Source organism: Lysinibacillus sp. OL1, assembly GCF_004332175.1.
In the GTDB taxonomy this organism is placed as follows: Bacteria; Bacillota; Bacilli; order Bacillales_A; family Planococcaceae; genus Lysinibacillus; species Lysinibacillus capsici.
Map to the genome: position 1 here is coordinate 15,497 of NZ_SJDS01000006.1, position 12,183 is coordinate 27,679.

At 36.7% G+C, this 12,183-nt stretch carries 15 protein-coding genes; 7 read left to right on the forward strand and 8 right to left on the reverse strand.

The window, feature by feature from the left end:
* Positions 1-27: 27 nt before the first annotated feature.
* Positions 28-150: a beta-lactamase family protein gene (locus tag EW028_RS26075; protein ID WP_259949915.1), complete on the reverse strand. Its 123-nt coding sequence runs from the start codon at positions 148-150 to the stop codon at positions 28-30.
* Positions 113-313, reverse strand: coding sequence for a hypothetical protein (locus EW028_RS25650; RefSeq protein ID WP_227744950.1), 201 nt, complete (start codon positions 311-313; stop codon positions 113-115). Before EW028_RS25650 ends, EW028_RS26075 begins: the two co-directional genes overlap by 38 nt.
* A gap of 381 nt (positions 314-694) precedes the next feature.
* Here EW028_RS25650 and EW028_RS12190 point away from each other — a divergent pair, with 381 nt between their 5' ends.
* Complete coding sequence (locus tag EW028_RS12190) at positions 695-1,726, forward strand: ABC transporter permease (RefSeq protein ID WP_131521060.1); 1,032 nt, start codon at positions 695-697, stop codon at positions 1,724-1,726.
* A 2-nt stretch (positions 1,727-1,728) separates the two neighbouring features.
* A complete protein-coding gene (locus tag EW028_RS12195; RefSeq protein ID WP_131521061.1) occupies positions 1,729-2,403 on the forward strand; it encodes an ABC transporter ATP-binding protein in 675 nt (224 codons plus the stop codon).
* A gap of 40 nt (positions 2,404-2,443) precedes the next feature.
* Here the strand turns inward: EW028_RS12195 and EW028_RS12200 are convergent, their stop codons facing one another.
* Genes EW028_RS12200 through EW028_RS12210 form a run of 3 tightly spaced genes read right to left on the reverse strand, consistent with a single transcriptional unit; the run spans position 2,444 to position 4,554 of the window.
* Positions 2,444-3,253 carry an SDR family NAD(P)-dependent oxidoreductase gene (locus EW028_RS12200; protein WP_131521062.1) on the reverse strand — a complete coding sequence of 270 codons (810 nt, stop codon included), beginning with the start codon at positions 3,251-3,253 and terminating at the stop codon, positions 2,444-2,446.
* Between the two features lie 2 nt (positions 3,254-3,255).
* Complete coding sequence (locus EW028_RS12205; RefSeq protein WP_131521063.1) at positions 3,256-3,957, reverse strand: SGNH/GDSL hydrolase family protein; 702 nt, start codon at positions 3,955-3,957, stop codon at positions 3,256-3,258.
* A complete protein-coding gene (locus tag EW028_RS12210; RefSeq protein ID WP_131521064.1) occupies positions 3,958-4,554 on the reverse strand; it encodes a TetR/AcrR family transcriptional regulator in 597 nt (198 codons plus the stop codon).
* Between the two features lie 176 nt (positions 4,555-4,730).
* Here EW028_RS12210 and EW028_RS12215 point away from each other — a divergent pair, with 176 nt between their 5' ends.
* Complete coding sequence (locus EW028_RS12215) at positions 4,731-5,084, forward strand: VOC family protein (RefSeq protein ID WP_131521065.1); 354 nt, start codon at positions 4,731-4,733, stop codon at positions 5,082-5,084.
* Positions 5,085-5,166: 82 nt separating this feature from the next.
* Positions 5,167-6,252 carry an S-layer homology domain-containing protein gene (locus EW028_RS12220; protein ID WP_131521066.1) on the forward strand — a complete coding sequence of 362 codons (1,086 nt, stop codon included), beginning with the start codon at positions 5,167-5,169 and terminating at the stop codon, positions 6,250-6,252.
* A gap of 39 nt (positions 6,253-6,291) precedes the next feature.
* Here EW028_RS12220 and EW028_RS12225 read toward each other — a convergent pair whose 3' ends face one another.
* Entirely contained in the window at positions 6,292-7,038 is a 747-nt protein-coding gene (locus tag EW028_RS12225; protein WP_131521067.1) for an arylamine N-acetyltransferase family protein, read from the reverse strand.
* Positions 7,039-7,224: 186 nt separating this feature from the next.
* Here EW028_RS12225 and nagB point away from each other — a divergent pair, with 186 nt between their 5' ends.
* A complete protein-coding gene (gene nagB / locus EW028_RS12230; protein WP_131521068.1) occupies positions 7,225-7,938 on the forward strand; it encodes a glucosamine-6-phosphate deaminase in 714 nt (237 codons plus the stop codon).
* Positions 7,939-7,958: 20 nt separating this feature from the next.
* Here nagB and EW028_RS12235 read toward each other — a convergent pair whose 3' ends face one another.
* Complete coding sequence (locus tag EW028_RS12235) at positions 7,959-8,858, reverse strand: DMT family transporter (protein WP_131521069.1); 900 nt, start codon at positions 8,856-8,858, stop codon at positions 7,959-7,961.
* 121 nt (positions 8,859-8,979) lie between these two features.
* Between EW028_RS12235 and EW028_RS12240 the strand changes: the two genes are divergently transcribed.
* A complete protein-coding gene (locus EW028_RS12240) occupies positions 8,980-9,885 on the forward strand; it encodes a S66 peptidase family protein (RefSeq protein ID WP_131521070.1) in 906 nt (301 codons plus the stop codon).
* Between the two features lie 14 nt (positions 9,886-9,899).
* Entirely contained in the window at positions 9,900-10,301 is a 402-nt protein-coding gene (locus EW028_RS12245) for a cytidine deaminase (RefSeq protein ID WP_131521236.1), read from the forward strand.
* 43 nt (positions 10,302-10,344) lie between these two features.
* Here the strand turns inward: EW028_RS12245 and EW028_RS12250 are convergent, their stop codons facing one another.
* Positions 10,345-11,931 (reverse strand): catalase, encoded by a 1,587-nt coding sequence (locus EW028_RS12250; RefSeq protein WP_131521071.1) that lies wholly within the window; start codon positions 11,929-11,931, stop codon positions 10,345-10,347.
* Positions 11,932-12,183: the final 252 nt, after the last annotated feature.

A 12,183-nucleotide genomic window follows, 5' to 3' on the forward strand; every position in this document is an offset into this window, starting at 1 on the left:
CTGTTAACTTCTCGTCATTGAGCCGTGCTATGACGGAAACGACTTAGATAGGAGATGACTTATTTGAATAGACCCTCCATTCGGAAAGTCTGGAAAGTATTGTGAAATTGGATTATCTAGGTTTAAAAGTCCTTTTTCTTCTAGTTGCATGATCGCTACAGCAGTGAATGTTTCTGAGTGTGGTTGGGCTATTAGGTAAATCAGTGTCTGCCAAACCGTAACCTTTTGTAAATAAAATTTTACCTTTCTTTGCAATAAGAACGATACCTTGAAATTTTTTATTTTTTAAGTATTGATCGATTTTTTCAGCCATACTTCCAATAGATTACTATGATTATTACGTCCAAAATTACTATAGACACTATGACAATAACAAGGGTAGAAATAAAGAAATTCTTGGAAATTTTTCGTGTATATAACTTTTGATTTATGTAATCTGTTAAACAAACCTTATTATAAGTTTTACAAAATATATAATTGTTATTAAAAATATCAACTCATTTATAGTAGGAGAAATTTTGTTAGCAAAAAAGATTTTAGCAAGTAAAGATAAATAAGATTCAAAAAAGAAGCCACTCTATGGGATATTATAGAGCGGCTTTTTATATAATCTCTAATTTTTTACGATTAGTTCATGCTCTGTTCATTTAACAATTTTAAGCTAGGAGTAATCAAAGAAATGGAGGGGTTAGTGATGAATCTTGCCTGGAAAGAAATGAAGAAGAATAAAGTACGGTTTTTAATCTTGGGCTCCATTATCTTCCTAGTTAGTTTTTTAACGTTTATTATCTCGGGTTTAGCAAATGGTCTGTCACAGGATAATGCAGCTTTAATTAAGGATTTACCGAAGGGTCAATTTTATATGGCTGAGGATGCGGATGGCACGTTTAATCTTTCAAGAATCGATAGCGACCTGCAACAGAAAGTCATGAGTAAAGAAAAAGAGGCAGTAGCTTTTTCGATCCAGATGGGCTTTTTAAATGATCAGGATGATAAACAACAAAGTGTAGCCTTTGTGACATCAACGGAATCTACACTTTTTAGCAATGTGCATCAAGACGAGGTGCTTTTGGATAGCTCACTACAAGATAAAGGAATACAAGTTGGAGATATATTAACGAATAATCAATACAGTGGAAAGTTCATTGTAAAAGGTTTTGTAGAGCAAAAAAAATATAGCCATGCTCCCGTTGCTTATATTAGTGAAGAGGCTTATCAGGAGATGTATCGGGTAGCTGATAAACAATTAATTTTTGTACCAAATAGTGAGCCAAATGATATTAAGGGATTGCAAGCATATAGCAATAAAGAGTTTCTCAATACTATCCCTAGTTATAATGCGGAACAATTATCTTTAAATATGATTATATGGTTCTTAGTTGTCATTAGTGGGATGTTGTTTGCTATTTTCTTCTATATGATGAATGTGCAAAAAATTGGCTTGTATGGCATTTTAAAAGCGATTGGATTAAAAACAAGTAAGCTATTTAAAATGATCTGGACACAGATGGCTATTATTACAATCTTTTCACTTGTGGTATCTGTCAGTCTTAGCCAGCTATTTAATATAGTTGCTCCTAAGGGGATGCCATTCACTTTAACAATAGGCACTACAACACAGTTATCCGTTGTATTCCTCCTCATAGGCTTTATTGGTGCGACCTTGTCAGGAATGCAAATTAAAAAAATTGAACCGTTACAAGCAATACAGCAAGGGGAGGCTTAATCATGACGTTATTTACAATTGATGAAGTACGAAAAACGTTTAAGAATGGTGAAGTCGAGGAAGAGATCTTAAAGGGCATCAATCTTTCTTTAAATGAAGGAGAGATTACAGCATTGGTAGGTGCTTCTGGCTCTGGGAAAAGTACATTATTAACGATCGCTGCAGGACTACAACCCGCAACAGATGGGCAAGTGTTATTTGAAGAGCAGAATCTTACTACGATGAAAACCGACCAGGTACGAAAATTACGTGCAAGTAAATTCGGTTTTGTTTTTCAATTTGCACATCTCGTTCCATTTTTGACAGTGGAGGAACAATTGCTATTAATGCTAGATGTAGCTGAATCTCCATTAAAAAAGAATGAACAGAAATATGAAGTCAATCGGCTATTGGAGTTAGTTGGAATGGAACATCGTAAAACTGCCTATCCTTCCTCCTTGTCAGGGGGAGAGAAGCAACGTGTAGCAATTGCACGTGCTATTATTCATCAACCGAAAGTATTGTTTGCTGATGAACCAACGGCTAGTTTAGATTCACAGCGCTCTAAAGAGATTATGGTGTTATTAAGAACATTAACAAAAACTTTAAATATAACAACATTATTAGTGACGCATGACGAAGAAATGTTGGCATATACAGATCGTATTATTAAAATGAGCGATGGTGTCGTATTATAAAATAAGCAAGGCTCCCATTAGAAGGGAGCCTTGTGAAACATTAGGTTAAACGTGCATTACGACTCACTTTACAAACGATTCTCATTAACGCTTTGTGTAAAAAAGGAAAAATAGTAAAAACAACATCCAGTGTTTTGCGCATTGGCATTGGACAAATGATAGGCTTATTTTGATGAACACCCTCTATAGCCATCTTTGCAATTCGCTGAGGTGAGATCATTTTTTGCTGCTTTAATTGTTTGGTGATAATGGATTTATCCATATGAATCGCCTTTGCATTATCGAAAATTGGTGTATCCACAAACGTTGGACATAGAGTGCTCACCTTAATCCCGAATTCCTCAGCCTCATAGTGTAGAGAGGTTGTTAGTCCTATAACAGCATGTTTGGTAGTAGCGTATGCAGCAGAAAAAGGAGAAGGTCCTAACCCTGCAGCAGAGGAGGTATTGACGATATGACCAAAACCTTGTTTTTTCATAAGTGGGTAGCCTATTTGAGTCCCATAAATGACACCCCATAAATTAATGGCCATAATTTCCTTCCAATCCTCAATAGTCATTTCACCCATCTCCCCATACATAGCGATACCAGCATTATTAAACAGATAATCTATACGGTGAAATTCTTCAAATACATCATGAATGACAGAAGCTACATTTTTGTAATCGGTTACATTTAAATGTACAAATTTTACATTGGCGATATCCTTATTTAACTCTGCTTCTAACACACGACCCTCATGATCTTGAATATCAGCAATAATGACAAATATATGTCGAGCAATTAATTCTTGGCAAATAGCCTTTCCTATCCCTGAAACACCGCCAGTAACAACAGCAATCTTTCTCATCTTTAGGACCTCCCGATTTTGTCTCCTTCGACTTTATAAAGTTCAATGATAGAGCTATATTGCTGTGCCACTAAATCAGCACCTTTACTATTCAAATGAACACCATCTAAAGTTACATGTAGCCCTCTTTTTTGAGATAATTTATCGATACGTAAAGGACTTTTGTAAAATAAAACATCCAGTAGGACTCTTATTACATTCGTATTAATAAAGCCTGAGCATTCCAAATGTTCTAAATGCTCTTTAAAGAGATTTTGCATATTTACAAAATAAACATTGCCAGATTTCATTGAAATAGACTCCATAACAGACGTTAATTGTGTTATTTCTTTGTTAGAGGGATTTTGAAGATCTTCTCCTACTAATGCTGGAGATACTAATACAACATTTTTGGAAGCGTCTTGTGCTTTCTCTAATACCTTGAGGCAGTACTCTTCGAATTCAATGTGATCCTTCGCCACAGGCTGTGCTTGCACCTTTAATAATTTTGAATAGACGTCATTGACGCCTATCCAAAGAATAAGAAGATCATAGGAAGATTGGAGCGGCATTTTTTCCAAGCGAGTAAATAAACTTTTAATCGTCTCGCCTGGATTTCCAAGATTATCGAATGAAATATGGGGATATTGATGTTTCAAGAGATCATAAAATGAAACGCCTGGACGACCTTCTGTTAAGCTATCACCTATTAAACCTACTTTCATTTAAACCCCACCTTTTTTAATTTCTTTTAAGAAAATCGTTATTGCCTGTTGAAAGAGTGGTTCTAATGATTTCAAGTTATGAGTATTGGTCAGCTGACATAATCCACCTAGCCATGTGCCAAGTAAGACGGTCCATGTATCTACATTTCCATGAACAAATTCGTTTTGGTCGATGCCCTCTTGAAGAATTGCTCGATAAGCATTCATTGGCGTAATAGCTAAATTGTATAACTGTTGTATTGAATCAGGACTTGATTTGGGATTAGATGCCAGTTCCTGACCTGACTTTAGTAAGGGTGTTTGATACTCATAGAGGACATGCATGGCCATACCATACAATTTATCTGTGGATGTGGTGTATGAAGATTCTTGTTGCAACCATTTGTTATGCCAATTTTTCATCGATTGCTGCGCCAAAAGCACAAATAACTTTTCTTTATTTTCGAAATGATAATAAATATGTCCTTTACTATAACCAGAGGCTTTCGAAATATCACCAACAGATGTCTGATTATAGCCATGTTGAGAAAATAATTGGATGGCATGTTTGATAATCTCAATCTTTGCCTTGTCACTGTCATAGCGTCTTTTACTCAATGTTGTACTCCTTTAATGATTTGAACAATCGTTCTAATTTAATTATACATAATTTTCTAACTAATTAAATACATAATTTTTTATTTAGAATATTGTCAAATTTCTAAAGTCTTCAGGAAGGGAATTCCAATTTATTGTTGAATTATTTGTTATGCTAAAAATGAGGGGGTATATGTATGGGAAAAGTGATTGGCTTTGAATTAAATAGTCAGGAACCGGAGAAAGCGGCAGCTTTTTATAGTAAAGTGTTTGGCTGGGAGGTAGCAACTCCAAAGTGGGATTATTGGGCAGTTATGACTGGGAATAAAGACAAAGCTGGAATTAATGGTGGCATTGGTAAAGGACCAAGTGATTTTCCGCATGGTACAAGAATTCAAATTGAAGTGGATGCAATTGACGAAGTCATTGCACAGGCAAAACACAACGGTGCTACTATTTTGCGTGACAAAATGACGTTCGAAGATTTCTATCTAGCTTATTTGGTCGATCCGACTGGAATAGGGATTGGATTAATTCAATATAACGAATAAAGTCTCTTTTAATAGAGGCTTTTCTCATTTTAAGCATATGGATACGTCTTTATGGGTATAGAATCGAAGGAGGAGGGATAATGTGAAGAACATATTGAAGCTAGTATGTTTGATCCTGATAACGATTGGTATATTACCGAAGGAAGTGCAGGCAGCCAGCTTTATCGATCTAACGGATGATACATTAACGACGGAAATTCATTATTTAGTAGAACAGGATATTGCGAAAGGGTATTCGAATAACTTGTTCAAGCCGAATGATTATATTACGAAAGCACAGGTAGCTGTAATGCTAACACGTGCTTTAGGATTAAACACGATCCATGTACAAAATCCAAACTATCAAGATGTAACAACCACTCATAAATTTTATAAAGAAATTGCGGCTGTGCAAAATAAAGGTATATTTGATACTGCCCATAAATTTCATCCAGATGCACCGCTAGCTAGGAGGGAAATGGCGATTGTGCTAAATAGGGCCTTTCAATTAAAAGGTTCAGATCCTTATTATTTTACAGATGTGAGTAAGCAGACGCCAGGTTATAAAGAAATTTTAACACTGGCCCATAATCATTTGGTAAGGGGCTATGAGAATGGTTCGTTTAAACCTAATGATCCTGTTACGCGCGCCCATTTCTCAGCGTTTTTAGCGAGAGCAATGACTCTTTCTAAACCTAACTTGCTAAGGGACCCCGCATTTGAATATACGTATGCCTATTATTCTTTAAGTGACAATAAGCGTTATACTTTAAACTATCAATATCAGCAACACGACGGTAAAAATGATGTATGGACAGTCAAAAATGTAAGTACAGGACAAACTATCTCTGATGAGCTTTTATATGGTCATGATCGTGCATACGGACAAGCCATTGCTAGTGAAGCTAACACACATTATGATTTATATATAGAACTCCCACTTAGAATAGGTGTTGTTTTACATGAAGATGATCCAGGGGTTTCTGCAGGGGAACGAGTAACTGTAAAATCTACAGATGGTACGGTACAAGCAGGTGATGTGCAATATACGGGCGTGGTTATAGTCGAGAAAAGGTCAGAATTTAGTGATGTAGTGAAAACTTATTACTTTGTAGATGATATAGGTTTAGTTAAAGAGCTACACAATGACATAGTTGTGTTTGAATTGCTCAATAGGACAATGAAATAATGTGAAAGGAAAGCAAGCCACCGATGGACTTGCTTTCCTTTATAGTTGTACAGAGATATGAAAAAAACGCTGTAGAGCTTGCAGCCATTCCTTCTCAGTGTTTGTTGTATAGGTAGTTAAGGATTGCCCTTCATAAATTCTAAATTCGTTGTTCATCATGGTATGACGGCCACCAATGGTTCGAATCATAGCAATTTTATTTTTTTGCTTGGAAAGTCGTGGTGCAAATTTTGCATCATTGGCATCGTCGTGAAAACTATAAAGCAAACGCCAACTATGTTTAGCTTGTTCCAACAGCATCCAACCATTCGCTTCATCATAATCTATTTTATATAACTCTTTACCTTCACGGTGTTGATAGCCAGCAATTAGTGGCACTGGTTTACAGGGGGCTAATGCACCGACACCTACATCCGAGATATAGTATTGTCCCCTCACATTCACTAGCAATAATTGATGCATGGGAATTTCCTCAGGAGGGGTATTTTCTGCTATGTTGCGCCAAAACTGGGCATAACGATTGGTAACAGAAAAGCCAAGCTCTCGTAAGAGCCAACTGAATAAGATATTTAATTCAAAACAATTGCCACCACGTTTATCAATAATTATTTTTTGAAATAAATCAGGAATAGCGAAGGAGATACCCCGGTTCAAGGCAACATCTAAATTTTCATAGGGAATGGTTAATAGATGTTTAGTTTGAAGTTGTCCAAGTAGCTGAATAGATGGCTCTAACGTTCCTTGAAATTGAATATACTGTAAATAGTGCTGAATCTGCTCATTCATAAAATCGCCTCACTTCCTTATTAATAACATAACCGAAATAGTCTTAGATTACACGCATAAACTGAAGTAGGAAATGATAGAAAAATAGCTAAATAACTAGTAAGATTAATATATTAGCTACTATAAAGTGAAATGTTTTACATATTAGTTAATAATATAAATGGTAAGGTAGGTATCGTATATAGCATGAAATGGATAGAAGTGAATACATATGAGGAAATGAGCGAAGTGGCAGCTACTATTTTCTCAAAACGAATACAAGAGAAACCTGATAGTGTTTTAGGTTTAGCAACTGGTGGATCACCTGTAGGCATGTATAAAGAATTAGTGGCACGACACCAAGCTGGCCATTTATCTTTTAAGGAAGTACAAACTTTTAATTTGGATGAGTATGTAGGCATTGAGCAATCAAGTCCAGCAAGCTACTTTACATTTATGCATGAGAATTTATTTAATTTTGTGGATATACAGCCGAAAAATGTCCATTTGCCAAATGGACAGGCAGCCAATTTAGCTGAAGAATGTGCTGCATATGATAAGCGCATTGAAGAAGCAGGAGGCATTGATTTACAGCTTCTAGGTATTGGTGTAAATGGACACATTGCTTTTAATGAACCAGGCGCATCGTTTGATGCCAAGACGAATATTGTGGAGCTAACAGAGTCAACAAGAACAGAAAATGCTATTTATTTTAATGATCCGTCTGAAGTACCAACACATGCCATTACAATGGGCATTCACTCCATCATGAAGGCAAAGGAAATCGTTCTCATTGCCTTTGGTGAAAAAAAGCTCGCGGCGATTGAAAAATTGAAAAGTGGTCATATTACAGAAGAATTCCCAGCAAGCCAATTATTAAACCATCCTAATGTTACAATAATTTATGGTGGTACGAATTAGCAAAAATAAGCAAAGGCTTCTTAGGATTGAAGTCTTTGCTTATTTATTTTTCCTGATAAAATAACCCCTGCTACAACGGCTAGTCCACCTATAAGCTGAAAAGAATGCAATCTTTCATGTAGAAAAAGAACAGCAAAAATGGAGGCAAAAACAGGAATGAAATTTAAATAAATACTTGCCTTGTTCGCTCCAAGCTGTATAACACCACTGTTCCAGCAGAGAAAAGCAATGATAGAGGCAAAAATACCAACATATAAAATAGCACCAATGGTTGACCATTCCCAATGAATTGCTGTTGTACTAGACAATGTTTCATAGAGAGAAAACGGAAATAACACAATAGCCCCAAGTCCAATCGTCACTAGAAAGGTAGACTGCCCTGGTAAGCGAGTTGCATATTGTTTAATGAGCAATGAATATATGCTCCAACAAAATACTGCTGCGATTACAATTAAATCCCCTTTATTGAAAGTAAAATCGACAATCCTTGTAAAAGAGCCTCCCATTATAATAAAGGCAACTCCACTCAGTGATAAAACGGTCCCTATTAACTGAAATTTTGATAGTTTTTCCTTCAAAAAAATAAAGGAAAGTATGTAAATCATTATGGGCGTAGAAGAGTTCATTAAAGATGCATTAATAGACGTTGTGTAATGTAATCCAATGTAAACAAGTGTGTTAAATGCTGTAACCCCTGTTAATGAAAGAATGATGACAATCAACCAATGTCTTTTCAGTATCCGCCATTCACGTTTTAGTTGGTGAAATGCAATGGGAAAAAAGATGATAAATGCGACGCACCAGCGTAAAAAGGCAAGTGTTAGGGGAGGGATATCTTCACTAACGGCACGTCCAATAACAAAATTACCACCCCATAAAAGAGTTGCGAGTACTAATAATAGATATGGTGGAATTTTCAAGATGCTTAAACCCCTTTATTAATTGAATAGTAAAGTTAATTATAGGCAGTCAGTATAGCAATAATCAATGCCCCTGAAGTTTTGCTATGCTAAAATAAGGAAAACAAGAGGAGGAATAACTGTGAAAAGTACCGTACCATGTTTACAAAAGGGAGATTTAGTCGGTGTTGTTGCACTTTCAAGTCTTGTAGAGCCTGAAAAACTAGGAGAAGCAGTAGCTTTTTTGGACGAGTTGGGTCTTCGCTATATTGTGGGTGATACGATTCATGCAAAACATGAATATTTGGCAGGAAGTGATGAAATCAGACTAGCTGATTTTCATGAGATGGTAAAAAACCCAGAAGTGAAAGCAATCTTTTGTATAAAGGGTGGCTATGGCTCTGCCAGAATTGCTGATAAAATTGATTATGCTTTAATAGAAGAAAATCCTAAAATTTTCTGGGGCTTTTCTGATGTTACATATTTACATTGTGCGATTAATGAATATGCCAATATGGTGACATTTCATGGGCCAATGCTGATGTCAGCTAATAAGATGGATGATTTATCAAAGAAAATGTTTTTACAGCTATTCTCCCCGATGGAAATTCAATATACAGAGGCAATTTCTCCGTTAACAACGATTGCTGGGGGCATCACACGTGGTGAAATGATTGGAGGAAATCTCTATCGTCTTGTCAGCACACTAGGTACCAAATTTGAAGTGAGGACTGAAGGCAGGATTTTATTAATAGAGGATGTAAATGAAACAATTCCAGTTATTGATTCAATGCTTCAGCATTTAAAACAAGCAAGGAAGTTTGAGCAATTAGCAGGAGTCGTCATTGGTTCGTTTACACAGACAGGATCTGAGGAAGCGGCTCTTCATTCGTTAATGAAGGAGTATTTTGCAGATTTAGGAATACCAGTTGTGGCAGGTTTTAAGTTCGGACATGAAACAACGAATATAGCGATTCCATTAGGAACAGAAGCAATTTTAGACGCACAGGAAAAGGTATTGAAAATATTACCAGGTGTGCATGTATGATAGAAAGAGGAAATATGGCTATTGAAAAAATACTGTATGAAGCTGCCGTTGCACTAGCAGAAAAAAGATATCCCTCTGGATGGGGAGGAGCTGCAGCCTTATATACCGCGGATGGACAAATTTTAACAAGTGTCGCACCCGAGGTCATGAATGCTGCTACTGAATTATGTATGGAAACAGGTGCTATTTTAGAGGCACATAAATTGAATACAAAAGTTACACATTCGATTTGTGTTGCTAGGGAAGATGAAACATCTAAATTTGTAGTGCTGACACCCTGTGGAGTCTGTCAGGAAAGACTTTTCTATTGGGGAGAAAATGTAAAGGCAGCGATTACGAATGCAGATGGAGAATTGGTATTTAAATCATTAAAGGAAATTCAACCTTATCATTGGTATAAAGCATATGAACAATAAAGTAAAAGACATTACAAAAAATGTAATGTCTTTTTTAGCTTCGTTAATAAGGCTCAGCATCGTGTCCTTTATTCATGGCATCTTGAGGTGCTTGGTCACCCTTGATATTGCCAAGTGGTTTTGATGCAGAGGAATCTTTTTTAGCGTTGTGCAAACCTTCCTTGAGTAAGCGACCATATTCTTCGTCGGCTTCTTGTGCCAAAGCAATCATGGCATTTTGAATATCCTCATGACAGACCGATAGATCACGGATTAAATTTTCAAGAAGTTCATCGCGTTCCCACTGTTCAAAGTTACGATAAGTTTCACCAGCCTGTTTCGTATTACTTTGACGATCAATCGATTCACGAACAAGGTTTCCTTCAATGTATGGTGTATATTCTTTACCAGCTTGTGTTGCTTCCTTTAACCCATTCAGCATGGATGGCTCATAGTTAATATGTGGATTTTGTCCAGGTGCCAAATCACGCTTATACATCATTTGCCCACCATGTTGATTGGTCGCTACACGTTTTTTTGGTGCATTAATTGGAAGCTGTAAGTAGTTGGCTCCTACACGATGGCGTTGTGTATCAGAATAAGAGAAGGTACGACCTTGCAACATTTTATCATCAGAGAAGTCTAAGCCATCAACAAGCACCCCTGTCCCGAAAGTAGCCTGTTCCACCTCAGCAAAATAGTCTTCAGGGTTTTTGTTTAGCACCATTTTGCCAACTGGATACCACGGAAATTGATCGTTTGGCCAAAGCTTTGTATCATCCAATGGATCAAAATCAAGCTCAGGGTGTGAACCATCCTCCATAATTTGAACATGTAGCTCCCATTCGGGGAAGTCTCCACGTTCGATAGCATCATATAAATCTTGTGTAGCATGATTGAAATTTTTCTGTTGGATTTCTTCTGCTTCTTTTTGTGTTAAATTTTTAATACCTTGTAGCGGTTCCCAATGATATTTGACAAGGACTGCCTTGCCTTCACTATTCACCCACTTGTACGTATTAACCCCAGAGCCCTGCATCATACGATAATTTGCTGGAATCCCCCAAGGAGAGTAAACGAATGTTACCATATGGAAGGTTTCTGGTGAGCTAGCACAAAAATCAAAAAAACGTTCAACGTTTTGAATATTAGTAATGGGATCAGGCTTAAAAGCATGAATCATGTCTGGAAATTTGAGCGCATCACGAATAAAGAAGATCTTTAAATTATTGCCCACTAAATCCCAATTGCCATCCTCTGTATAAAACTTTACTGCAAAACCGCGGGGATCACGTAATGTTTCTGGGGAGTGACCACCATGTATAACAGTTGAAAAACGCACAAATACAGGTGTTTTTTTCCCTTTATCCTGAAAGACTTTTGCACGTGTATACTTAGAAATAGGTTCATTGCCAACAACACCATAGGTCTCAAAATACCCATGTGCTCCAGCTCCACGAGCATGCACAACTCGTTCTGGAACTCTCTCTCTGTCAAAATGACTCATCTTCTCTAGGAAATCATAATTTTCCAATGTTGCAGGACCTCGATTACCGACTGTTCGCAAATTTTGATTGTTGGTAATTGGATGTCCCTGTCTGTTGGTCATTGTCATATCTTGCTCATGTGTTGCATCATTTTGCTGTGTCATAGTATGACCCCTTTCCTATAGATACTTCCATTTTGTCCTTGAAAGGGGCAAACTAGTCATCCAAATTATCCCTTTGAACTACTAAAAAAGCTCTCCATACATAAATGTAGGAGAGCCTTGGATGGCGTTTTCAAATGGAATCAAGTTGTTTTGAGTATGGCCATTGCTTATAGTTGGTCATTAGTCATCGGTCATACAGTAACAGGTAACTTGTTATTGGTTTTTAACTAATTAGCTGAAAAGCTAGATTTG